Source organism: Holdemanella sp. MSK.7.32 (assembly GCF_024460475.1).
In the GTDB taxonomy this organism is placed as follows: domain Bacteria; phylum Bacillota_I; class Bacilli_A; order Erysipelotrichales; family Erysipelotrichaceae; genus Holdemanella.
The window spans coordinates 1-23,363 of the sequence record NZ_JANFYN010000038.1; the positions used below are offsets into that span (position 1 = coordinate 1).

The window sequence follows — 23,363 nt, forward strand, 5'->3', positions numbered from 1 at the left end:
AATTACTCGACACTTGTCGCAGATTGGTTTAACAGATGGTCTTACTTTCATCTTTCTTCCTCCTACGTAATGATTCACGTATTTTAATGGCCCTGCTAAAATGCGTATGTGTACATGCGGATTTTAACAGAAACGTGAATGTATAAATCGCAAGCAAAGTTGCGCTTATATATTATAAGCGCAACTTACTTGTTTTTCAAGGCTTCTTTTAATTCTGGCCAAATTTCTTCCATAGATTTTGACGCATCAATTCTTGAAACCATATTTTTTTCTTCATAATATGCAATTACTGGTTCAGTATTCTTTGCATATTCATCTAAACGAACCTTTAAGCTTTCTTCGTTGTCATCTTTACGTTGTGTTAATTCACCACCGCAAACATCACATACACCTTCAACTTTTGTTGGTTTTGAATAGATGTTGTAAATTTCTCCACAATTTTTACAAGTACGACGACCTGTAATACGACGAGTTAATTCGTCAAATGGAACATCCATATAAACAATTTTTTCAACTGCTAAATCTGTTCCATTCGTCATTTCTTCAAAAGCTTTTGCCTGAGCCAAAGTTCTTGGATATCCATCTAATAAATATCCGTTCTTTTTATCTTCCAAAGTGTTTAAGTAATCCTTAACCATTTTGTTTGTGATTTCATCAGGTACTAATAAACCTTTTTCAGAATATGCTTTTGCTTGTAGACCCAATTCAGTTCCACCAGCAATATTTGCACGGAAAATATCTCCTGTAGAAATATGATTCAAATTGAATTCTTCTTTGATCTTAGTAGAGAATGTTCCCTTACCAGAACCAGGAGCTCCCATAATAAATATATTCATATCTATTCTCCTGAAGATCTTAGTCTTCGTAATATTTCTTGTAAGATTTTTGAGTAATCAATCCTTGTACTTGACGTACTGTTTCAATAGCAACACCAACAACGATAATCATTCCTGTTCCACCCAAAGCCATTGAGCTTGGAAGATCAGGCCAAATTAATGGCATGACATGTGGCATAACAGCAATAAATGCTAAAGCAACAGATCCTAATACTGTAATTCTTGATAAAACACGGTTAATATAGTCTTTTGTTTCCGAACCTGGTCGAACACTAGGAATATATGATCCGGATTTACCCAAGTTTTCAGCAACTTTTTCTGGATTAATTTGCATCTTCGTATAGAAGAATGTAAAGAATAAAATCAATAATACATAAATTACAAGTGAATACCATGTTTGCAATCCTAACCATTTTTGCATTTCTTTAATGAAATCATTTGATGGAAAGAATGAAGCAATTTGAATTGGTGCCATCATCAATGAACTAGCAAAGATGACTGGAATAACACTTGCTGAATTGACTTTCAATGGCAAGTAGTTTGCTTCACTTGGTTTGCTCAATGAAATTGAACTTGACGTATATTGAATTGGAATTCTTCTTTCCGCTGTATTAATCAACGTAACAAAGATAATAATTAATAAGTATATTAATATATACGCAGCAAATAACCAAGCCCCATAGGAAGGCGCAGACTCACCTGAAATTAAGCTTGACCATGCATTAGAGAATTGTTGCGGCATACGCCCAACAATACCAGCCATAATTACCATGGAAATACCATTTCCGATACCTTTCATGGAAATTTGGTCTCCAATCCACACTAAAAACATGCTTCCTGCTGCAAATATTGTTGCAATATATAAAATCTTACTGATTGTAACACCGCCGACAATCAAACCTGTATATGCTTTTGAGAAACCATATACCAATGAGAATGATTGCACAAAGGCAAACACGACCGCAAGATATCTTGTGTACTTGTCTAATGTTTTACGACCATTAGCCCCTGCTTTACTCAACTCTGTTAAGTGAGGAATAACGTCCATACTTAATAACTGAATAATGATAGAAGCTGTGATATAGGGAGTAACTCCTAAAGCGAAGACAGAGAACTGTTCAAGTCCTCCACCTCCTAATAGATTTAACATTGCGAACAATGAGTTTTCCCCAAGACCATTTACTAAATCTGTTGTATTTACATCAGGTACAGTAATGGCTGATCCCAAACGATAGACAAGAAAGGCAAATAGGGTGAATAGAATCCTATTGCGGATATCCTTATTCGTCCACATTGCCTTTATCTTGCCTGCCATATTATAGAACCTCTACTTTTCCGCCTGCTTTTTCAATTGCTTCTTTAGCTGACTTAGAGAATTTAACTGCTTCAACAGTTAATTTTTTAGTTAACTCACCGTTACCTAAAACTTTAAGTCCAGAAAGTTCTTTATTAATAATACCAGCTTCAATTAAAGCTGCTGCATTAACAGTTGCTCCATCTTCAAAACGATTTAATGTTTCAACGTTAACGATAGCATATTCTTTACGATTGAAGTTAGTGAATCCACGTTTTGGTAAACGTCTTGCTAATGGTGTTTGACCACCTTCAAAACCTAAGCGAACTCCTCCACCTGATCTTGATTTTTGACCTTTTTGTCCACGACCGCTAGTTTTTCCGTTTCCGCTTCCAGGTCCACGACCAACACGGTTACGTTCTGTGCGAGTTTCGGCTAAATTCATTGTATGTAATTTCATCTGATTTACCTCCTATTACCCGCGAATTTCTTCTGGCTTCTTACCACGAAGCGCAGCAACGCTTTCTACAGTTCTTAAGTTCTGTAATGCATCAACTGTTGCACGAACGACGTTGATTTTTGTACGTGATCCTAAACATTTAGTTAAGATATCAGAGATACCTGCAAGTTCAAGGATTGCACGAGTTGCACCACCAGCGATAACACCAGTACCTTCGATAGCTGGACGCATGTATACAGATCCTGCACCATATCTACCAGTGATTTCGTGAGGGATTGTAGTACCGATTACTGGTACTGTGAAGATGTTTTTCTTAGCATCTTCAACGGCTTTTTTGATTGCATCAGGAACTTCGTTAGCTTTTCCTGTACCAATACCTACACGGCCTTTACGATCTCCAACTACAACTAATGCAGCAAAACGGAAACGACGTCCACCTTTAACTACCTTAGTTACACGGTTGATTGAGATTACTTGTTCTTCAAATTCTTTTTGGTCTCTTTTTGGTTTTCTATCCATTGCCATTGTGCGACCTCCTAAAATTCCAAGCCAGCTTCACGAGCTGCTTCTGCCAAAGCTTGTACACGACCAGTGTAAACATATCCGCCACGGTCAAATACAACCTCTTTAATATTCTTTTCTAGTGCGCGCTTAGCAATTTCAGTTCCTACCAAACGAGCTGCTTCCACGTTTCCACCATTTTCTAATTTCATGTCAACACTTGAAGCACTGACCAATGTGTTTTGGTTAACATCATCAATGATTTGAACATGGATGTGTGCGTTACTTCTGAATACGCATAAACGTGGGCATTCTGGAGTTCCGCTAATTTTTGTACGTACACGTTTGTGACGACGTACACGAGTTTCATTACGTGATACTTTAGTAAACATTTTTGATCTCCTTTCCCACTACTATTTCTTACCTGCTGTTTTACCTTCCTTACGACGGATGATTTCACCAACATAGCGAATACCTTTTCCTTTGTAAGGTTCTGGTCTACGAACAGCACGAACATTTGCTGCAAATTCTCCAACTTCTTGTTTATCGATACCTGCAACTTTGATAGTTGTAGCAGTTGGACAAGTTACTTCTAAGCCTTCTTTAACTGGCATCTCAACTTGGTGAGAATATCCAACGTTTAAAGTTAATACGTTTCCTTTCATTGCTGTACGGAATCCGATACCAACTAATTCTAATTCTTTAGTGAATCCTTCAGATACACCAACTACCATGTTGTGTAACAAAGCACGAGTTGTTCCGTGTAATTGTTTTGTGTGTTTTTCGTCATTTGGACGTTTTACAGTGACAACATTATCTTCTACGTGGATTTCCATCAAAGAAGAGAATGTACGTGTTAAAGAACCCTTAGGTCCTTTAACAGTCACCTCATTCCCAGCAGCTACTTCAACGGTAACTCCTGCAGGAACGGTAATCAGTTTATTCCCGATACGTGACATTACGTTTTATCCTCCTATATATATATTACCAAACGTAAGCAATAACTTCTCCACCTAAGTGGTTCTTTCTTGCTTCTTTGTCAGTCATCATTCCATTGCTTGTAGAAATGATTGCGATACCTAATCCGTTTAATACGCTAGGTAAGTTTTCAACTTTAGCGTAAACACGAAGACCAGGTTTAGAAATACGACGTAAACCGCTGATAACTTTTTCATTGTTAGGTCCGTATTTCAATTCAATGTTCAAAGTTTTCTTAACATCGCCTTCAACGTTGAAGTCTACGATGAAACCTTCGTTTTTCAAAATTTGAGCAATTGCTTTCTTTTCATTGCTCGCTGGCATACTGACAGAGGCATGCTTTTGTTGCAAAGCATTGCGGATTCTAGTCAGCATATCCGCAATAGGATCAGTCATAATCATATGCAATATACCTCCTTACCAACTAGCCTTTTTAACTCCAGGAATTTGACCTTTGTAAGCCAATTCACGGAAGCAAATACGACATAATTTGTACTTTCTTAATACAGAGTGTGGACGACCACAACGTTCACAACGAGTGTACTCACGAACTTTAAATTTTTGAGGACGCTGTTGTTTGTTAATCATTGATTTCTTTGCCATTTAAAAGCTCCTCCTACTTTTTGAAAGGCATACCCATTTGAGTTAATAATGCCTTTGCTTCTTCGTTTGTTTTCGCTGATGTAACGATTACGATGTCCATACCACGAGTACGGTCTACTTTATCGAAATCAATTTCAGGGAAAATGATTTGTTCTTTAATACCTAATGTATAGTTTCCACGACCATCGAAACTAGTATCGCTAACTCCACGGAAGTCACGTACACGAGGTAATGAAATGTTGAATAACTTATCTAAGAATTCATACATTTTTTCTTTACGTAAAGTAACTTTACATCCAATTGGCATACCTTCACGCAATTTGAAGTTCGCAATTGATTTTTTAGCTTTTGTTACAACTGGAGCTTGACCAGTGATAGCTGTCAATTCTTCAACAGCTTCGTCTAATAATTTAGCGTTAGTGATAGCATCACCTACACCAATATTAATAACTACTTTTTCAACGTGAGGTACTTCCATGACAGATTTGTATTCGAAATCTTTCATCATTTGAGGGACAACTACGTTTTTATATTTTTCTTGTAAACGATTCATCTTCTACCCTCCTACTTCACTTCGTTACCGCTCTTCTTGAAGACGCGTGTTTTTACATTTTTACCATCTACAACTTCAACTTTTGTTGTAATACGGCTAGCAACTTTTGCTTTTTCATCATAAAGCATTACATTTGAAACGTGAATTTTAGCTTCTTTTTCAATGATTCCACCATCTGGATTTGCTTGAGTTGGTTTCAAGTGTTTTTTAACCATGTTAACACCTTCAACGATAACTCTGTCTTCCTTAGGGAATACAGCTTTTACTTCACCGATTGTGCCTTTGTAAGCACCTGTAATAACTTTTACTTTATCACCTTTTTTAATTCTCACTTAGACACACCTCCTATAATACTTCTGGCGCAAGAGATACGATCTTCATGAAGTCTTTGTCACGTAATTCACGAGCAACTGGACCGAAGATACGAGTTCCCTTTGGCGTCTTGTCATCTTTAATGATTACACATGCGTTATCATCAAATTTGATGTAAGTTCCGTTTTCACGACGAACACCACGACGTGTACGTACGATTACGGCTTTAACTACATCACCTTTTTTTACGGATCCACCAGGAGTAGCCTGTTTAACAGCACATACAACGACATCACCGATGTTTGCAAATTTTCTTACGCTACCACCTAAACAACGGATAACTAAAACTTCTTTAGCTCCAGTGTTGTCAGCAACGCGCATACGACTTTCGTTTTGAATCATTGCTTTCTCCTCCTAGTATTAACCACGAGCCTTTTCAACGATTTCAACTAAACGGAAACGTTTTGTAGCAGATAATGGACGAGTTTCCATAATTACTACTTTATCTCCGATACGTGCTTCGTTGTTTTCATCGTGAGCTTTAAATTTCTTAGAATATTTAACACGTTTACCATATAATGGGTGTGTTTTTTTAGTTTCTACCATAACTGTGATAGTTTTGTCCATTTTATCAGACACAACTGTACCACGGTATACTTTACGAGCGTTTCTTTCCATAGATACGTCCTCCCTACTCTTGGCCAGCGTTTTCACGCTCTGTCAATACAGTTTTAATACGAGCAATTGTTTTCTTAACAGTTTTTAAACGAGCTGTATTTTCTAACTGTCCTGTGGCTTGCTGGAAACGAAGGTTAAAAAGTTCATCTTTAAGCGTATCGATTTCCTGAAGAAGCTCTTCATTTGTTTTTTCGCGGATTTCTTTAGCTAACATTACTTCACTTCTCCTTTTCTAGCAAAACGAGTCTTAACTGGTAATTTGTGAGCAGCAAGACGTAAAGCTTCACGAGCTACTTCTTCACTTACTCCACCAACTTCGAACATTACACGTCCTGGTTGAACTACTGCTACCCATCCTTCAGGAGCACCTTTACCAGAACCCATACGAACCTCTAGAGGTTTTTTAGTACGTGCCATGTGAGGGAAAATACGAATCCAAACATTTCCTCCACGTTTCATATAACGTGTCATAGCAATACGGGCTGCTTCAATTTGACGGTTACTTACATAGTTTCCTGATTCAGCAACCAATCCATATTCACCAAAGTCAATAGTACGACCTGCTTTTGAACGACCTTCGTAGCTCAAACGGTGAGGACGACGATACTTTGTACGTTTAGGCATTAACATTATTCGTTACCTCCTTTTTCTGCAGGTGCTGCAGCTTTAGCAGCATCTTTAGGGGCACGGTTTGAACGAGCATCTGGACGACGACGTCCTTTTCCTTTACGCATTGGGCGTTGTTTTGGAGCTTCTGGTTCTTTAACCATTTCACCAGGTAATACTTCACCACGGCAGATCCAAACTTTTACACCTAAACGACCATATTGAGTCGCTGCTTCTTCCCAAGCATAGTCAATATCACTACGAAGTGTATGTAAAGGAACAACTCCTTCTGAATATCCTTCAGTACGTGCCATATCAGCTCCACCAAGACGTCCAGATACAGCAGTTTTGATACCTTTTGCACCAGCACGCATAGTGTTTTGAATAGCTTTTTTCTGAGTTGCACGGAAAGATTTACGTCCTTCCAATTCGTTAGCAATCCAACGAGCTACTAAACGAGCATCTAAGTTAGGATTAGCAACTTCTACAACGTTAATTTGTACGTTCTTTGCAGAAGCGATTTTTGAAACTTGTTTTTTCAATCCTTCGATTGATTTTCCATCTTGACCGATTACTACACCAGGGTGAGCAGTACGGATGATAACTGTCATACGACCCTTAGTACGTTCGATTTCGATACGAGAGATTTGAGGGTCTGCCTTACGTTTGTCGACAGCTTCGTTTGATAATTTAGCGTAGTATGCTTCAACCAATTCACGAATCTTAACATCTTCCATTAATAATGTTCCAAATTCTTTATCGTCAGCGTACCATCTTGATTGCCAGTCACGAATGACTCCGACACGCATTCCAATTGGACTTACTTTCTGTCCCATAGCTTACCTCCTACTCTTTTTCAGCCACTACAACTGTAATGTGGCTTGTACGTTTGTGAATAGCACTCGCACTACCTTTCGCACGAGGCATGAAGCGTTTCAAAGTAATTCCTTCGTCAGCCCAGCAAGCCTTCACATATAACTTGCTTTCATCTAAATCGTTATTGTTAACTGCGTTAGCAACAGCTGAGTGTAATACTTTACCAACAAGGTATCCACCTTTGTTAGGTAAGAATTTCAAAATAGCAGCTGCTTCTTCTACGTCTTTTCCACGGATCAAGTCTAAGACTAGTCTTGCTTTACGAGGTTGAATACGTAGAGTTTTTGCGGTAGCTTTTACTTCCATTTCTTCTCCTCCTACTATCTAGATTTCTTATCATCTGATCCATGACCAGTGTATTTACGTGTTGGAACGAATTCTCCTAATTTGTGTCCAACCATGTCTTCTGTTACATAAACAGGAACATGTTCCTTACCGTTATAAACGGCAAATGTGTGTTCAACAAATTGAGGGAAGATTGTAGAACGACGGCTCCAAGTTTTAATAACTTCTTTTTTTTCGGCTTCGTTTAATGCAACAACCTTTTTCATCAAATGGTCATCACAGAAAGGTCCTTTTTTCAAACTACGACTCATTGTATCTTACCTCCTTGCCTACTTACCATTACGACGACGTACAATTAATTTTGTACTAGCCTTCTTGTTACGACGAGTTTTAACACCCAATGCTTTTTTACCCCAAGGAGTCATTGGTGATTTACGTCCGATAGGAGTACGTCCTTCACCACCACCATGAGGGTGATCATTAGGGTTCATTACAGAACCACGAACAGTTGGGCGAATACCTCTCCAACGGTTACGTCCTGCTTTACCATAGTTAACTAAGCTGTAATCTTCATTACCAACTGTACCTACAGTAGCACGGCAATTAGCCAACACTTTACGAACTTCACCAGAAGCTAAACGTAAAGTTACATATTTTTCTTCAATACCTAAGATCTGAGCTGAACATCCAGCACTACGAGCCATCTGTCCACCTTTACCAGGTTTCAATTCAACGTTGTGAATGAATGTACCTTCAGGCATGTTTCTCATTTCGCAGCAGTTACCAATTTTGATATCTGTTTCTGCTCCTGATACAACTGTCATACCAACCTTCAAATCTTTTGGAGCGATGATATAACGTTTTTCACCGTCAGCATAGTTTAACAATGCAATGTTTGCTGAACGGTTTGGATCGTATTCGATTGTAGCAACACGTGCAGGCACGTTGTCTTTGTTACGTTTGAAATCGATGATACGGTAAGTTCTTTTGTGACCAGAACCTTGGTGACGTGTAGTAATACGTCCTGTGTTGTTTCTTCCACCTTTAGATTTCAATGGAGCTAACAAACTTTTTTCTGGTTTAGATGATGTGATTTCATCTTTAGCCAAAGTTGTCATTCCACGACGTCCAGGTGTCATTGGTTTATACTTCTTAATTGGCATAAACTTAATTTTCCTCCTTATCGCAATATTTATTCAGGAAATAGCGTCTTCTCCCTGATTATTCTTCAGAACCGAACAATTCGATTGTTTGTCCTTCTTTAATTTTTACAATAGCTTTGTGTACAGCGCTTGTTTTTCCAACATAACGACCTACACGTTTTGTTTTTGGTTTGCAATTCATTGTATTTACTTTTACAACTTCTACATTGAATGCAGCTTCAACAGCTTTAGCAATTTCGATTTTGCTAACACCCTTAACTACTTCAAAAGTTACTTTGTTATCTTCAGCCATCATCTTCATAGTTGCTTCAGTGATGATTGGGCGGATAATTACGTCTCTGTAATCTTTCATTATGCCAATGCCTCCTCAACTTGTTTTACGGCAGCGCTTGTCATAACAACTTTGTTTGCATTTACTAAATCATAAGTGTTGATTGCAGAAGCAGACATTACTGTAGCTCCAGCAATATTACGTGCTGATAAGTAAACGTTTGTTGCATCTTCGCTATCTGCAACAACAAACAATGTTTTCTTAGGCGCTTGGATAGCTTCAATAATTGAAACAAATGTTTTTGTTTTTGGTTCAGCAATTTCAAATTTATCCAAAACGCTGAATGCTGTTTCTTGAACTTTTTCGCTCAATGCAGATTTAACTGCTAAACGGCGAACTTTTTTGTTAATGCGGTATGCATAGTTACGTGGAGTAGCTCCGAATACAGTTCCACCGCCTCTAAATTGAGTAGCACGGATAGAACCTTGACGAGCACGTCCTGTACCTTTTTGACGGTAAGGCTTGCGTCCACCACCAGAAACTTCGCTACGACCCTTAGTGTCAGCAGTTCCTTGACGACGGCTTGCCATTTGCATTACTAATGCATCATACATAGCCTGTTGGTGTGGTTCAATTCCGAAAACAGCGTCGTTCAATTCGATTGAACCAACAACTGCACCAGCTTGGTTAATTACGTCGATAGTAGCCATTATTGAACCTCCTTATTTGCAGTATAGTCAACTAAAGTAACAGGTTCTTTATCTCCCTTGCTAGTTTTAGCAGTACGTACCATTACGCAACCTTTTCTAGGTCCAGGAACGTTACCTTTAATTAACATATAGTTGTTTTCTGTATCAACTTTAATAACTGTCAAGTTTTGGTTTGTAGTAGTATATCCACCTTCTTGACCAGCCATGATAGTACCCTTCATAATACGTCCTTGACGTGAAGTAATACCGTTTGTAGCTAATGAACCGATGTGACGAATGTTCTTAGATCCACCGTGAGTCTTTGGACCTTGGTGAGCATTGTTACGAACGATTGTACCATTGTAACCTTTACCTTTACTTGTACCGATTACATCTACTGTTTCTCCTGCAGCAAAGATATCAACGTTAACTAAATCTCCAACGTTTACGTCCATGTCACAGTCGCGCACTTCCTTAATGAAACGCTTTGGACTTGTATTTGCTTTTTTACAGTGTCCGATGTTTGCTTTAGTTGTGCGTTTTTCTTTGATTTCTTCAAATCCTAATTGAACTGCGTTGTAACCATCTGTTTCAACTGTTTTCTTTTGTAAAACAACGTTTGGTGTTACTTCAACTACAGTTACCGGAATCAATACACCATCTTCAGTGAAGACTTGTGTCATTCCTAATTTTCTTCCTAATAGTCCTTTCATCATTGACACCTCCATTAAAGTTTAATTTCGATGTCGACACCGCTAGGAAGTTCAAGTCTTTGTAAAGAATCAATCGTTTCCTTGTTTGGTGCAACAATCTCAATCAAACGCTTGTGCGTACGAATTTCAAATTGTTCACGTGAATCTTTGTATTTGTGAACCGCACGAAGAATTGTTACTACCTGTTTTTCAGTAGGTAATGGAACTGGTCCTACAACCTTTTTAGCTCCGTGTTTTGTCGCAGCTTCGACAATTTTCTTTGCACTATCATCTAAGATTCTGTGCTCATACGCCTTTAAGCGAATTCTCATAGTATTTTTTGCCATGTTTAACTCCTTTCGTTTATTCTAGATAAACATGCTCCATACGAATTACCTGGCCACACCCATGACAACGGTTCTCAGTGGGTCAGCAACCTCGCACTTCATCGCAAGCTCTTGTATTCTAACACATATATTTCATGCATTCAACCCCTAAATTAAAAAAATTTAATAATTCTTTTAAAGCCCTTATTTATCGTGTTTTAACACGTTTTATTTTTTATTTTTTTAACTGTTTCCAAAAAAGAACTGTGACAACTGATTTCAGTGGGTCACAAATATTGTTTTAAACAATAAAAATACACCTATTTTTTCAAAACATGTAAAAAAGCATCTGTTTTTAATCAACAGACGCTAACCAATCCTCTAAATTGTGACAATATGTATCATGATCATCCACAAAACACATATGACGACATCCTGGCATTAAATGCCATTTTGCATTTTTGATTCCATCATACATAGTTTTGGCAACTAATGGTGTACATAAATCATTCGTTCCGCTTATTATTAGTGCCGGAACTTGAATTTCGTTCAATCGATTTGTATACTCAAAATCCTTCAAAGTTCCAAGCGGAGTATATTCATTAGGTCCCCAGCCAATTAAATAGGCACGAGCCCCAGCTTTCTTTTCTCTTTTAACGCATTCTGGCGTATTTTCATCAAATGGCCCTGCACAATGAAGCTGCATATAATGCTCATTAGCCAATTGATATTGATCAGATTCATAGTCTTCACTTAAAATTGCTTGTTGCTCATCATCCGACATAAATGAAATCATACGATGCTGCTCTTTAGCCCATAGTGAAGCTGAAGATAATGTACTCGAAAGAATTAAAGACTTCAATCTCACACTTTTCTTTTCAATCGCATAGGCAATGGCTAACATACCACCCCAGGATTGTCCCAACAAATGACAAGATTCAATATTTAAATACTCCATCAACGCAACAAGCTCTTCCATCCACGTATCTTGATTCCACAATTCATCATGACCTTCTACAAATGATTTACCACAACCAAGTTGATCGTACATAATCACTTTTCTTCCCGTCTTAGCAATACAATCCAACACTTCAAAATAATTATGTGTTGATCCTGGTCCTCCATGTAAACAAATCAATGGAGTTTTATCTCCTCCATCCACAATTCGATAGTATGTTTTAAAGCCCTTAAACGGCATATATCCATCATTTATTTCCATTTTAACCACCATTCACTTATTCCATCATTATATTCACTGCAACAATCTATCCAATATTCCTTATTAACACGAATTGTATCCGGTGTGCTCCACATACACTTACATATGAAAAAGTATTCAAAGAAATCACTTAAGTATTCATCCTTACAACCATTTTCCATAGTTAAAGCATCTTCTCTCAACAAAAAATCGTTTAAATAAAAATCTACATTTCCATAATGACGCTTTATTATTTTATCAACAAATCCCTTTTTTGAAAGTTCATCTACAAATCCTTCAATATACTTTGTGTTAATTTTGCGAATTTCATCGCATTACTTTTCGATTTTTTCAAAATCTATCATATCATTTCTTTTGTAGATATATATTCATATCCACATCTCCTTCTATTCCATTCACTTGACCTTTATTTGAATATTGCCACATATCAAATTTATCCTCCATCGGACAACTTATTGAATAACTTGCTAGCCAAACCGGATATTTTGATATTCTTTCAAAATCATAATTTTGATATAACCAAGTCATATTTCCATATATCATCGGTTGATATCCAGCTTCTTTGATCTTTTTACAAAACCGTAGAGCCAGCTTCGTTCTTTGTTCTAGAGACAAATCATCAATTCTTCCACCCTGATCAAATTCTTCCATATCATAAACAACTGGCATTTGAATCTTATATCCCTTAATTTTATTCAACACTAAATCTACTTCTTCATCAATCTCTTCAGCCGAAATTGCACTCGAGAAAAAATAAGCACCTACCTTAAGATGATTCTGAATAGCTTGTTGAATATTTGTATTAAAATATTCATCTTCATGTAAGATTCCCTCTTGGGCACCACGATACCCTATTCTTAACATCGCAAACTCAATCCCATCCGCCTTTACAGCTGCCCAGTCAACAGCTCCATTATGACTTGATACATCAATTCCAGTGGATACCTTATACAAAGAATCTTTATATGTCATTAATCCATTTTCCAAAGAAAATAAATTTAAATCATAATAGCTCTTTTCTTCTATTACCGATTCTTCTTGTGTAAACAACATGTAAATCACATAAACACTACCACTCACAATTAAAATAGGAATCAATATAAGAATTAAAATTCTACTTAATTTAACTTTTCTTCTCATACCCCAATGACCTTAAGAATTTCTAAGTTTGCATTTCTTGACATTATAGGACTTTCAATCAAACCACTCTCTATACAAGTACACGCATGTTCGATTTCACCAGTAAAATCCGATTTCTGTTCTACCACAATCTTTTTATCATTCATTACAAGTTCTGTATTCTTCCAAAAATTCTTACAAGTAACGCTACCCTTTGTACCATATATATGAGCTGTATTTTCCATATCCACATCCCAACTTGTTGCGATATGTGCCACGCACCCATTTTCATATTCAATCAAAGCTTCATCCTGAAATCGAGATACTTTCAATATTGAGCTATTCGCCATTCTATTTGCATAACAAATAGGGTAAACCCCAATATCAAACATACATCCAGATCCTGGCTGGTTAAAATGCCAGTCTGAAATTGTTTCTGTCAGTTTTGTTGCATATTGAGCATCCATTGATTTTATTTCACCAATTTCTTCATTTGAAATCATTTCAAATAATTTTTGATTTAATGGTGTGAAAACCGTTTTATGGGCTTCCATTAAAAAGCAGTTTTGTTGGTGTGCATAATCAAAGCATGCATGTAATTCTTCACTAGATACACACATTGGTTTTTCGCAAACTACATGTTTATGATTTGCCAAAGCCATGTGTATATGTTTAGCATGTAAATAATTTGGCGTACAAATATATACCATATCTAAATTTACATCCTTCAACATCTCCTCATAGCTATCGTAAGCTTTTTTTGCCCCATACTCCTCTTTAAAAGCATCCGCTTTTTCTATACTAGAAGAACACACTGCATATAGATTCGCATTACGCGAAAACAAAACACCTTGTATTACGCGACGGCTAATACCACCTAAGCCATAAACTCCAATTTGTACCATTCTATTCACCTTCTTTTTAAGATTACTTTAAGCTCTTTTCCTTATTGTATATATAGAAATAAGCAGTTACCTCATTTACTCACTATACTTATCTCTTCCTGCCTATTTCTTTTATATATGAAGAATGTCCATGGAATTACTCCATGGACATCTTATTGTATGCGGTTTTTGCCATTTGCGCATATCCCTCATCACTTGGATGTAAGTGATCTCCACTATCAAATGCATCTTGCATTTTATGTCCATCGCAAATATCTTTATCAAAATCAATTACGCCATCAATTTCATCCGTTGTACGAATCCATTCATTGACTTCATTACGCAAGTTCTCTCTAAAATATGCATAAGTACGCCAGCCTTCAATCGGAATCAACGTCCCAATATAGACTTTCATTCCTAATGATTTCGCGTGCTTTACATATTTTCTTAAGCCCTCAATCAATTCCTGACTTGACGGAAGATCTTGCCATGGTCTAAATTCATTCTTTTCAACACCGACTGGATGAATAATATCATTTATTCCTTGCAGAATAATTAAAGTATCACTCCCAGCCACATGCATCTCGTGACCAAATCGATAATCTCCTTTTAATCCATATGCTTCATACTGTATACAAGAATATTGTCTTAAAATACGTGTACCACTAACGGCTTTTCGAACCACAGACACTTTTTTATTATTTTCCCACATTAACTTCTGTAAATAATCAGGCCAATCCTGCGAAGTAATAGAATCACCATAACAAGTAATAACTTTATATTCTGCTTCTGTCAAAACAGCCACTTCGCTTAAGAAAAACACCCATGGCGTCTTCATGCTTGAAGCATGATCCATAATACCTGCATGAGAAAAATCACCTTCTCCAAAATAACCCGTACTTAATGGTCCTTGTGTATATACGCCACAACGTAAATGGGTGAATTCTTTTAAATAGAAACTAATTGCAATAGTTTCTTGTTCATGCACTTTAAAATCTAATGGATCACTATAACATTGTTCTCCCACATCAAGATGAAGTCCTTTTGAACCATTAAAAGTAATATCCACAATGGATGTTGGATCTAAATCACGTCCACTAATAACTCGTCCAATTGTGATTGAATCAAAGACCACGCCTTCTTTTCCTGTAAAGTTATCTAAACAGATACGCACCTTGTCTCCTTCAAATGTAGATTTCATAGGATAGCGTAATGTAATATTTTTAGCATATTGACTTGGTTTATGTGTAACAATCGACATTGCCTGTCCATATATTGCTTTATATTCTTTTTCCATAGTTAACCTCCAAATTATTTATTATCTATTTCTACATCATTAACACTTATGTTTTTATCCACAAATAATCATACATGAAACGTTGCAAAAATCCAAACATATACCTTATTATATTAAAGAAGTCGAGGAAATAATGCATGAGTAAATTAGAAAATTATTACGGTAAATTTTGTGAAGATAAAAGATTACTATCAAGACACGGTCAAGTAGAATATACAACAAGCATGAAATACATCCATAAATATTTAAAGTCTGAAGATCGCATATTGGATATTGGAGCCGGAACCGGCAGGTATAGCGTTGCCTTAAGTAATGAAGGATATCAAGTCGATGCGATTGAACTTGTTAAATATAATCTTGGTGTTTTAAAAGCTAAAAAAAGCAATGTGAAAGCCTATCAAGGAACTGCTTTAGATTTATCAAGATATCAAGATAACACATTTGACATCACCCTACTATTTGGTCCCATGTACCATTTATTTAGTTATGAAGATAAATTAAAAGCATTATCCGAAGCTAAACGCGTTACAAAAAAAGATGGAATTATTTTTGTAGCTTACGTTATGAATGAATATAGCGTTCTTGTTCATGGTTTTAGAGATGGACATATCAAAGAATCATTAGCAGCAAAAAAACTCGATGAAACATTTCAAACACAAACAAATATAGATGATTTATATAGTTACATTCGTCTAGATACAATCAATCAATTAAATGAAGATGTTGGTTTAGAACGAATCCAAATTATTGCCGCTGATGGCCCAAGTGATTATATGCGCCCAATTTTAAATAAGATGGATGATGAAACATTTGAATTGTTCATCAAATATCATCTTGCCACTTGTGAAAGACAAGAGCTAATTGGTGCAAGTTCACATACAATAGATATACTAAAAAAATAATGTCACTTTTGTGGCATTATTTTCATATTATATATTCCATTGTTAAAACGATTAAACAACATGCAATGGATACTTGAAATAAGCCTTTATCTTTCCAAGCCAACATAATTCCAACTATTAGCGCTGCAAGTCCTGCTAACTGAGAATTAGTTTCATATAATATAGTAGGAAAAGTCATCACAGCCAAAGTCACATACGGAACATAATATAGAAATGACTGAACATATATATTGGTAATAGGTTTATTAAAAAGCGTTAACGGCAAGACACGAATCAAATATGTGACAACCGCCATTGTAGCTACATACATCATTGGATTAGACATTTTCTTCCTTCTTTCTAGGTTTTATAATGGCCGCTGCCATTGAAATTATGATTGTTAATAAAATGGTTCTTGTTCCACCTGAGATTGGCACATCCTTACAAATGTAACTCAATAAGAAGCTTATAATAATGAGTAGTCCAATCACACGATCTTTTTTTGCCTGAGGAATAATAATAGCCAAAAACATACCGTATAACGCAACACTTAAACTCGCTACAATTTTTGTAGGAAGACTATTTCCGGCCATAATTCCTAACGCAGTTCCGAATGCCCAACATGGAAGTGCCACCAAATATGTACCATATATATATTTATGATTCACTTTCCCTTCGTGATTGATTGCCAAGCCAAATAATTCATCTGTTAAATCAAAACCAATACACATCCTGTGAAGCAGATTCGTTTTTTCTTCGATTTTTTGGCTTAGCGCAAAGCTCATTAAGAAATAGCGAGCATTACTGACTAAAGTCATGATAACCATCTGAATGAAAGTACCATGAGTACTAATCATTAAAAAGACCGCATATTCTCCTGCCGATGCATTTATGAATAGGCTAGTCAAAAAGCCTTGTATCGGTGATAAACCTACATTTTTTGCGATGATTCCAAGTGAAAAGGAAACTGCAAAGTATCCTAGTCCAACTGGAATACTATCTTTGATTCCTTTTTTAAACTCCATAATCTCACTCCCATTTTTTTGCATTATAAGGACTGTATTGTTATTTGTAAATCAAATATTTATAATACTTCCATAAGGAAATGTGATAGATATGAATCTAACAAAATATGATATTTTTTTCAAAGTATTAGAAACAAAAACAATTAGTCAAGCTGCTAAAGATCTTGGCTATTCACAAAGTGCAGTTTCTCAAACAATAAAATCTTTAGAAGAAGAATTAGAAACCACTTTATTCATTCGACAAAAAAGTGGTGTCATTCTTAGTAAAGATGGACTTGCATATCTTCCCTATTTAAAATCTGTTCAGGCAAGTCTTGATAATCTTCGTACTAAAAAGCAGGAAATGAAAGGGTTGGACCAAGTCACATTAAGAATTGGTACATTCACAAGTGTATCTCGACATCTTTTGCCTTCATTAATGGAAGAATTCATTGAAATGTATCCAAACATACAATTTGAACTGTATCAAAGTGAATATACAAATATTGAACAACAATTATTAGAAGGAAGTCTTGATTTAGGATTCACTTGTATTGATGCCATCCATCGAGTTCAATATCAAGAATTGTATTATGATGAAATGTTTGCATTGGTGCCACAAAGTCATGTGTTAGCTAATTATGAAGTATTAAGTATGAAACAAATCGCAAAATATCCTTTTATTCAATTGGATGAGTGAGAATATTCTTTACCAATAAAAACATTTCAAAATCTAGGATTACACGTACAGATTAAACACAAAGTATATGATGACTTTACTATTTTAGCTATGATTCGTCAGAACTTAGGTATTTCCATACTTTATCAAAATGCTTTAAGTGATTATGACGATTTGTGTTTGATTCCAATACAAGAAAATCTATTCCGTCATGTTGGCATTGCCTATAATAATTACGATACTTTATCTTATGCAGGTAAGACATTTCTAGATTTCATTCTTAGAAAGACACCAGAAATTCTTAAAAATAAGGATAGTTTTCATATTATATAGATTTAACATAATTTTTATACTGTTAAGGTTGACTCACTTACTAATTTATATTATTCTTTTCACGTACATAAAGATATACGGTAGGTGAGGTTACCGCAGGGATTTGGATTTCCTAAGATTACTGCCGCAAAGTTGTGGAGACACGACTCGTTGGTCAGCAGGCTAAGTCGCAAAGGCTTGGCTTAATGTAATTAATATGCCCTGTGATACTAAAGCTTGAACGGTGATACTTAGGTTAATGACGTCATTGTTTAGGCAATGGCGTTTTCTTTATATAAGGAGGTGAGGCTTGTATGTGTACGGATCCGGATGGGAATAGTTTGAATTATTTAAAGAAAGCAGAGGTACATAATTATGATGAACAAAGAAGAATTCATTCAATTACTACAAGACAAAAAATACAAAACTGCACAAAATATACTTTCCGAAATGAACGATATGGATACAGCTGCCTTTTTAGAAGAGTTAGATGCGAAAGAATGTGCTTTGGCATTCCGTTTAATTTCTAAAGAAAAAGCTGCCAATGTATTCTCATGCATGAGTTCGAAGATGCAGACATATCTGGTAGACATGTTTTCAGAAACTGAATTAAAAGAACTATTAGATGATCTTTATATGGATGATACAGTAGATATGTTAGAGGATCTACCGGCAAACTTAGTAACGCGTATTTTGAAAAACTTAGATTCAAATAAGCGTTCAACCATCAACAAACTTTTAAAATATCCTGAAGACAGTGCCGGTTCCATCATGACAACTGAATATGTCACATTGAAAAAAACAATGACTGTAAAACAGGCCATGAACCATATTAAAGAGATTGGTATCCATAAGGAGACAATTTATACTTGTTATGTCACTGAAAATAAAAGATTGATGGGTATTGTGACAGCTAAAAGCTTAATGACGAGTGATGATGATGAAAATATCACAAATCTAATGAATACGAACATTATTTCTGTACACACTCATACAGATCAGGAGCAGGTTGCTCACTTATTTAGAAAATATGACTTGATTGCGATGCCCGTACTTGATAGTGATGGATGTCTTGTCGGTATTGTTACATTTGACGATGCCATGGATGTTATGGTTGATGAAACCAACGAAGATATTTCTCGTATGGCTGCCATGGAACCCAATGAAAAAACATATTTTGAAACTACGGTTTGGCAACAGGCAAAACACCGTATTTTATGGTTACTCGTTTTGATGTTTTCTGCCACAATCACCGGAAGCATTATTACTCGATATGAAAATGCCTTTAGCGCTGTACCATTACTTGTATCCTTTATTCCAATGTTGATGGATACAGGTGGAAACTGTGGATCACAGAGTTCAACTTTGATTATTCGTGGTTTAGCTTTGGGAGAAATTCATTTTAAAGAAATTTTTAAAGTTATGTTTAAAGAATTTAGAATTTCACTTGTTGTTGGATTTATTTTAGCTGCAGCTAATGGTTTACGTATTTTCATTCAATACCAAAACTTTAATATCGCAATCGTTGTTGCTCTTTCATTAATGGTTGTCGTCATTATCGCCAAATTAATTGGTTGTATTCTTCCATTATTTGCAAATAAGATTGGTGTAGATCCAGCTATTATGGCCAGTCCATTAATCACAACAATTGTGGATACTTGCTCTATTCTAGTTTATTTCAATATTGCAGTACATGTTTTTAATATCGTAGTTTAAGAGATGAGAAATCATCTCTTTTTTCATAGCACGAAAAAAAGAACCTCAATTGAGATTCTTTTATCGAAAAATATAATTATTTAAATTAGATATCCATATCTTTTTGAGCAGCAGTTACAATTGCCATCTTGTAGATTTCGTCTGAAGTACATCCACGAGATAAGTCATTGATTGGTGCGTTCAATCCTTGTAAGATTGGTCCAACTGCTTCATATCCACCTAAACGAGCAGCAATCTTGTATCCAATATTTCCACTTGACAAGTTAGGGAAGATAAAAGTATTTGCATGTCCAGCAACTTTTGAATTAGGAGCTTTTAAACGAGCAACTTCTTCACTTACTGCACAGTCAAATTGCATTTCTCCATCAATATCGAAATCAGCAATACGACGCAAACGATCACTTGCTTCAGTCATCTTAGCAACACATTCGCCTTTTGCACTACCCATTGTTGAATATGATAATAATGCAACTTTTGGTTCTACACCAAATTGACGAGCTGACTTAGCTGTTTGCATTGTGATTTCTACTAAATCATCTGTGTTAGGGTTGATGTTAATTGAGCAGTCACCCATAATCAATTGAGATTCTTCTTTAATTAAAATGAAGCAAGAAGAAACTAATTTGTTTCCTGGAGCTGCTTTTACTAATTGTAATGCAGGACGTACAGTATCCGCTGTAGAATATGTAGCACCACCTAATAATCCATCAGCATATCCCATTTGAACTAACATAGTTCCAAAATAGTTTGTGCTCTTCAATGCTTTACGAACTTTTTCTTCGTCCATTTTACCACGACGTAACTCAACCATTTTACGAACCATTTCATCCATATGTTCGAAATTATTTGGATCGATTTGTTCGATTCCTTCAACATTTAAACTGTTCTTTTGTGCACAACCAGCGATTTCTTCTGGAGTTCCTAATAATACTGGACAAACAACATCATTATTTTTCAAATCAATAGCTGCCTTTTGTACACGTGGATCCCAACCTTCGGTAAATACGATTCGTACTCCCTTTCCTTGGACCTTTTTTTCTAATTCATCAATAATCATAACTTTAACTACCTCTTTTCTATCAAAGTATAGTCCAAAAATGCTTTATTTACCACAAAAACAATGTGAACTTTTTCTCATAGTTTATTCATAAAATGTGTGTACGTTAAACAACATATTGTTCATATTATATATACATTATGTATAAAATGTAATTATTTTACACACAAATGTAAAATAATGTAAATTATGCTTGCATTTTTCATTGTAAAGTTTTACACTAGTGACATCACAAGAAGGGATAGGTGCAAATTATGAAAACAAGTCACTATTTAAAAAAGGCCGGTGCCGTATGTATGGCAGCTGCAATGATGACTGGTTGTGCTAGTGGATCATCTGGTGCAAATGGTAAAACGTTGACAGTGGGCTTAAACACAGGTTTCAATGGAATTTTCTCTCCATTGTATTATCAAACTGTATATGATGATTACGTTATTGAAATGGTTTATCAAAGTATGTTGAGCTATGATCGTGATAATCAATTACAACCAGTACTTGCGACTGAACAACCAACTATTAGTGAGGATGGATCAACATTAACATTCAAATTGAAAAAAGGAGTGAAATTCTCTGATGGTTCTAAATTGGATGCAGATGATGTTGTATTGACATTTACAGCTATGGCTGACCCAAGCTATACTGGTCGTTTCTCAACATACGTTGATTACTTAGAAGGTTATAAAGAATATCACGATGGAGATGCCGAAACTCTAAGCGGTGTTGAAAAAATCGATGATTATACAGTTGCTTTCCACTTGGCAACACCAAGAATCGATGCCATCAGCCAAGTTGGTACATTCCCAATCATCTCTAATTCACAATTCAAGAAATACAAAAAAGGTGATACAAAGATGTTTGAAGACAAGGCTAGTGAACCAATTGGTACTGGACCATATGTATTGAAAAACTTCCAAAAAGATTCAGCTGCCACATTTGTTAAGAATGATAAATTTAAAGCTAAAGATGGAGAATATCAAATTGATAACGTTGTAATGAAGATTTGTGATACTTCAACAGAACTTCAAGAACTTCAAAAAGGAACTGTTGATTTATTACCACAAGCTGATAATGCCGACAAAGTTGGTACAGCTAGTTTAGATAAGAACTTAACTTACAACAACTACGCATCAAGCTCAATGCAATACTTTATTTACAACTGTGAAGCTGGAGCCACTGCAGATCCTGCTGTACGTCAAGCATTAACTTATGCGATTGACCGTCAATCATTTGTTGATAGCTACTACTCATTCTCTAAAGGAAGTAAGGATGTTAAGAAAACTCAACCTGGTTTCGTTCCAGTATTAATGGCTAACCCAATTTCATCACAATTAGGTGATATCATTACTGGTAAAGAAAAAGATGACAACATGACTTACTATGATTATGATATCGAAAAAGCTAAACAAATCTTAGATGATGCTGGATGGACTGTTGGAAGTGATGGAAAACGTGAAAAAGATGGACAGAAATTAACTGTTCGTATGGTTTCTACAAAAGGTAAAGATCAATTAGATACAATGCTTCCAATGCTAGAAAAAGCTTGGGGCGAAGAACTTGGCGTTGATTTCAAAACAAACTTAAGTGAATTCAACACAATGGTTGCGACTGTTCAAGGTGATGATACAGTTAACGATTGGGAAGTATCTTACATGGGATGGCAATTTGGTTCAGGTGATGACACTGGTATTAACTTATTATGCCAAACTGGTCAAACAGATAATACAGCTCGTTTATCAGATCCTGATTTAGATGCATTATTAGATACTGCATTGCACACAACTGATCAAGCTGCAAGTACTGCTGCTTATAAAGAAGTTTACGAAAAAGTTTCTGCTTTATGTCCATATGTAGCAATCAATGGTTTAAGCTACTATGATCTATACAACAAAAAGATCAAAAACTTAGATACAGCTGCATTGTATGACTTCGTTAAAGCGTTAGACAAAGCTACAATCGAATAACAATAAAAACCACGCTTAAAAGGCGTGGTTTTCTCTGCGGCTATAAGCCTTTACTACCAGCTCGCGTCTCAAGGCGCTGCTTTCACTTCGTTCAAGCTATCGCTTTTGACT

General features: G+C 36.0%; 34 protein-coding genes, 1 pseudogene and 1 riboswitch. Of the genes and pseudogenes, 4 read left to right on the top strand and 31 right to left on the bottom strand.

Annotated elements, in window-relative coordinates:
• From rpmJ to NE544_RS09070, 28 genes are all read right to left on the bottom strand, one after another.
• Nucleotides 1-51 (bottom strand): 50S ribosomal protein L36 (gene rpmJ / locus NE544_RS12325; RefSeq protein ID WP_217256559.1); only part of this gene is annotated, 51 nt, incomplete at its 3' end.
• 134 nt (nucleotides 52-185) lie between these two features.
• A complete protein-coding gene (locus NE544_RS08940; RefSeq protein ID WP_117572748.1) occupies nucleotides 186-836 on the bottom strand; it encodes an adenylate kinase in 651 nt (216 codons plus the stop codon).
• Between the two features lie 19 nt (nucleotides 837-855).
• On the bottom strand, nucleotides 856-2,151 hold the full coding sequence (gene secY / locus NE544_RS08945; RefSeq protein WP_256269096.1) for a preprotein translocase subunit SecY: 1,296 nt from the start codon (nucleotides 2,149-2,151) through the stop codon (nucleotides 856-858).
• Nucleotide 2,152: 1 nt separating this feature from the next.
• The gene (rplO, locus tag NE544_RS08950) at nucleotides 2,153-2,590 is read right to left on the bottom strand and encodes a 50S ribosomal protein L15 (RefSeq protein ID WP_117572744.1); all 438 of its coding nucleotides are present in this window, start codon (nucleotides 2,588-2,590) and stop codon (nucleotides 2,153-2,155) included.
• A gap of 15 nt (nucleotides 2,591-2,605) precedes the next feature.
• Nucleotides 2,606-3,115, bottom strand: coding sequence for a 30S ribosomal protein S5 (rpsE, locus tag NE544_RS08955; RefSeq protein ID WP_117572743.1), 510 nt, complete (start codon nucleotides 3,113-3,115; stop codon nucleotides 2,606-2,608).
• An 11-nt stretch (nucleotides 3,116-3,126) separates the two neighbouring features.
• Nucleotides 3,127-3,483, bottom strand: coding sequence for a 50S ribosomal protein L18 (gene rplR, locus NE544_RS08960; protein WP_118114947.1), 357 nt, complete (start codon nucleotides 3,481-3,483; stop codon nucleotides 3,127-3,129).
• Nucleotides 3,484-3,504: 21 nt separating this feature from the next.
• Entirely contained in the window at nucleotides 3,505-4,050 is a 546-nt protein-coding gene (gene rplF / locus NE544_RS08965; protein ID WP_256269097.1) for a 50S ribosomal protein L6, read from the bottom strand.
• 25 nt (nucleotides 4,051-4,075) lie between these two features.
• The gene (gene rpsH, locus NE544_RS08970) at nucleotides 4,076-4,471 is read right to left on the bottom strand and encodes a 30S ribosomal protein S8 (RefSeq protein WP_117572739.1); all 396 of its coding nucleotides are present in this window, start codon (nucleotides 4,469-4,471) and stop codon (nucleotides 4,076-4,078) included.
• A gap of 15 nt (nucleotides 4,472-4,486) precedes the next feature.
• Entirely contained in the window at nucleotides 4,487-4,672 is a 186-nt protein-coding gene (locus tag NE544_RS08975) for a type Z 30S ribosomal protein S14 (RefSeq protein ID WP_003864831.1), read from the bottom strand.
• 13 nt (nucleotides 4,673-4,685) lie between these two features.
• Nucleotides 4,686-5,225: a 50S ribosomal protein L5 gene (gene rplE, locus NE544_RS08980; protein WP_003864832.1), complete on the bottom strand. Its 540-nt coding sequence runs from the start codon at nucleotides 5,223-5,225 to the stop codon at nucleotides 4,686-4,688.
• An 11-nt stretch (nucleotides 5,226-5,236) separates the two neighbouring features.
• Complete coding sequence (gene rplX / locus NE544_RS08985; RefSeq protein WP_118114945.1) at nucleotides 5,237-5,557, bottom strand: 50S ribosomal protein L24; 321 nt, start codon at nucleotides 5,555-5,557, stop codon at nucleotides 5,237-5,239.
• A 13-nt stretch (nucleotides 5,558-5,570) separates the two neighbouring features.
• Nucleotides 5,571-5,939 (bottom strand): 50S ribosomal protein L14, encoded by a 369-nt coding sequence (rplN, locus tag NE544_RS08990; RefSeq protein ID WP_003864834.1) that lies wholly within the window; start codon nucleotides 5,937-5,939, stop codon nucleotides 5,571-5,573.
• Nucleotides 5,940-5,957: 18 nt separating this feature from the next.
• Nucleotides 5,958-6,215, bottom strand: coding sequence for a 30S ribosomal protein S17 (gene rpsQ, locus NE544_RS08995; RefSeq protein WP_117572735.1), 258 nt, complete (start codon nucleotides 6,213-6,215; stop codon nucleotides 5,958-5,960).
• A 13-nt stretch (nucleotides 6,216-6,228) separates the two neighbouring features.
• Nucleotides 6,229-6,429, bottom strand: a complete 201-nt coding sequence (rpmC, locus tag NE544_RS09000; RefSeq protein ID WP_003864836.1) for a 50S ribosomal protein L29 — start codon at nucleotides 6,427-6,429, stop codon at nucleotides 6,229-6,231.
• Nucleotides 6,429-6,845, bottom strand: a complete 417-nt coding sequence (rplP, locus tag NE544_RS09005; protein ID WP_003864837.1) for a 50S ribosomal protein L16 — start codon at nucleotides 6,843-6,845, stop codon at nucleotides 6,429-6,431. Before rplP ends, rpmC begins: the two co-directional genes overlap by 1 nt.
• Nucleotides 6,845-7,657: a 30S ribosomal protein S3 gene (rpsC, locus tag NE544_RS09010; RefSeq protein ID WP_118114944.1), complete on the bottom strand. Its 813-nt coding sequence runs from the start codon at nucleotides 7,655-7,657 to the stop codon at nucleotides 6,845-6,847. Before rpsC ends, rplP begins: the two co-directional genes overlap by 1 nt.
• A 10-nt stretch (nucleotides 7,658-7,667) precedes the next feature.
• Nucleotides 7,668-8,003 carry a 50S ribosomal protein L22 gene (gene rplV, locus NE544_RS09015; RefSeq protein WP_117572731.1) on the bottom strand — a complete coding sequence of 112 codons (336 nt, stop codon included), beginning with the start codon at nucleotides 8,001-8,003 and terminating at the stop codon, nucleotides 7,668-7,670.
• Between the two features lie 14 nt (nucleotides 8,004-8,017).
• Complete coding sequence (gene rpsS, locus NE544_RS09020; RefSeq protein ID WP_117572729.1) at nucleotides 8,018-8,293, bottom strand: 30S ribosomal protein S19; 276 nt, start codon at nucleotides 8,291-8,293, stop codon at nucleotides 8,018-8,020.
• An 18-nt stretch (nucleotides 8,294-8,311) separates the two neighbouring features.
• Nucleotides 8,312-9,145, bottom strand: a complete 834-nt coding sequence (gene rplB, locus NE544_RS09025) for a 50S ribosomal protein L2 (protein ID WP_118114943.1) — start codon at nucleotides 9,143-9,145, stop codon at nucleotides 8,312-8,314.
• 58 nt (nucleotides 9,146-9,203) lie between these two features.
• The gene (gene rplW, locus NE544_RS09030; RefSeq protein ID WP_003864842.1) at nucleotides 9,204-9,497 is read right to left on the bottom strand and encodes a 50S ribosomal protein L23; all 294 of its coding nucleotides are present in this window, start codon (nucleotides 9,495-9,497) and stop codon (nucleotides 9,204-9,206) included.
• Entirely contained in the window at nucleotides 9,497-10,126 is a 630-nt protein-coding gene (gene rplD / locus NE544_RS09035) for a 50S ribosomal protein L4 (RefSeq protein ID WP_117572723.1), read from the bottom strand. The genes rplW and rplD overlap by 1 nt, the downstream gene beginning before the upstream one ends.
• Entirely contained in the window at nucleotides 10,126-10,818 is a 693-nt protein-coding gene (gene rplC / locus NE544_RS09040; RefSeq protein ID WP_040466218.1) for a 50S ribosomal protein L3, read from the bottom strand. The genes rplD and rplC overlap by 1 nt, the downstream gene beginning before the upstream one ends.
• A gap of 14 nt (nucleotides 10,819-10,832) precedes the next feature.
• Complete coding sequence (gene rpsJ, locus NE544_RS09045) at nucleotides 10,833-11,144, bottom strand: 30S ribosomal protein S10 (RefSeq protein ID WP_003864845.1); 312 nt, start codon at nucleotides 11,142-11,144, stop codon at nucleotides 10,833-10,835.
• A gap of 334 nt (nucleotides 11,145-11,478) precedes the next feature.
• On the bottom strand, nucleotides 11,479-12,342 hold the full coding sequence (gene pepI, locus NE544_RS09050; protein WP_256269098.1) for a proline iminopeptidase: 864 nt from the start codon (nucleotides 12,340-12,342) through the stop codon (nucleotides 11,479-11,481).
• Complete coding sequence (locus tag NE544_RS09055) at nucleotides 12,333-12,503, bottom strand: hypothetical protein (protein ID WP_256269099.1); 171 nt, start codon at nucleotides 12,501-12,503, stop codon at nucleotides 12,333-12,335. Before NE544_RS09055 ends, pepI begins: the two co-directional genes overlap by 10 nt.
• 184 nt (nucleotides 12,504-12,687) lie before the next feature.
• Nucleotides 12,688-13,482 (bottom strand): glycoside hydrolase family 25 protein, encoded by a 795-nt coding sequence (locus NE544_RS09060; protein ID WP_256269100.1) that lies wholly within the window; start codon nucleotides 13,480-13,482, stop codon nucleotides 12,688-12,690.
• The gene (locus tag NE544_RS09065) at nucleotides 13,479-14,366 is read right to left on the bottom strand and encodes a Gfo/Idh/MocA family protein (RefSeq protein WP_256269101.1); all 888 of its coding nucleotides are present in this window, start codon (nucleotides 14,364-14,366) and stop codon (nucleotides 13,479-13,481) included. Before NE544_RS09065 ends, NE544_RS09060 begins: the two co-directional genes overlap by 4 nt.
• 136 nt (nucleotides 14,367-14,502) lie before the next feature.
• Nucleotides 14,503-15,642, bottom strand: coding sequence for a GDSL-type esterase/lipase family protein (locus NE544_RS09070; protein ID WP_256269102.1), 1,140 nt, complete (start codon nucleotides 15,640-15,642; stop codon nucleotides 14,503-14,505).
• Between the two features lie 137 nt (nucleotides 15,643-15,779).
• Between NE544_RS09070 and NE544_RS09075 the strand changes: the two genes are divergently transcribed.
• Nucleotides 15,780-16,544: a bifunctional 2-polyprenyl-6-hydroxyphenol methylase/3-demethylubiquinol 3-O-methyltransferase UbiG gene (locus tag NE544_RS09075; RefSeq protein ID WP_118114939.1), complete on the top strand. Its 765-nt coding sequence runs from the start codon at nucleotides 15,780-15,782 to the stop codon at nucleotides 16,542-16,544.
• 22 nt (nucleotides 16,545-16,566) lie between these two features.
• On the opposite strand, the gene NE544_RS09080 is transcribed toward NE544_RS09075, so the two are convergent.
• Both NE544_RS09080 and NE544_RS09085 read right to left on the bottom strand, forming a co-directional pair.
• Nucleotides 16,567-16,869: an AzlD domain-containing protein gene (locus NE544_RS09080; RefSeq protein ID WP_118114938.1), complete on the bottom strand. Its 303-nt coding sequence runs from the start codon at nucleotides 16,867-16,869 to the stop codon at nucleotides 16,567-16,569.
• Nucleotides 16,862-17,548 (bottom strand): AzlC family ABC transporter permease, encoded by a 687-nt coding sequence (locus NE544_RS09085; RefSeq protein ID WP_256269103.1) that lies wholly within the window; start codon nucleotides 17,546-17,548, stop codon nucleotides 16,862-16,864. Before NE544_RS09085 ends, NE544_RS09080 begins: the two co-directional genes overlap by 8 nt.
• Before the next feature lie 91 nt (nucleotides 17,549-17,639).
• On the opposite strand from NE544_RS09085, the pseudogene NE544_RS09090 reads away from it, so the two are divergent.
• Nucleotides 17,640-18,539, top strand: a pseudogene (locus NE544_RS09090) (LysR family transcriptional regulator).
• Between the two features lie 69 nt (nucleotides 18,540-18,608).
• Nucleotides 18,609-18,775: riboswitch (M-box (ykoK) riboswitch) on the top strand.
• Between the two features lie 118 nt (nucleotides 18,776-18,893).
• Nucleotides 18,894-20,234, top strand: a complete 1,341-nt coding sequence (gene mgtE, locus NE544_RS09095; RefSeq protein ID WP_256269104.1) for a magnesium transporter — start codon at nucleotides 18,894-18,896, stop codon at nucleotides 20,232-20,234.
• Between the two features lie 85 nt (nucleotides 20,235-20,319).
• On the opposite strand, the gene pta is transcribed toward mgtE, so the two are convergent.
• Nucleotides 20,320-21,291, bottom strand: coding sequence for a phosphate acetyltransferase (gene pta / locus NE544_RS09100; RefSeq protein WP_256269105.1), 972 nt, complete (start codon nucleotides 21,289-21,291; stop codon nucleotides 20,320-20,322).
• A gap of 254 nt (nucleotides 21,292-21,545) precedes the next feature.
• On the opposite strand from pta, the gene NE544_RS09105 reads away from it, so the two are divergent.
• Nucleotides 21,546-23,252 (top strand): ABC transporter substrate-binding protein, encoded by a 1,707-nt coding sequence (locus NE544_RS09105; RefSeq protein WP_256269106.1) that lies wholly within the window; start codon nucleotides 21,546-21,548, stop codon nucleotides 23,250-23,252.
• Nucleotides 23,253-23,363 lie beyond the last annotated feature (111 nt).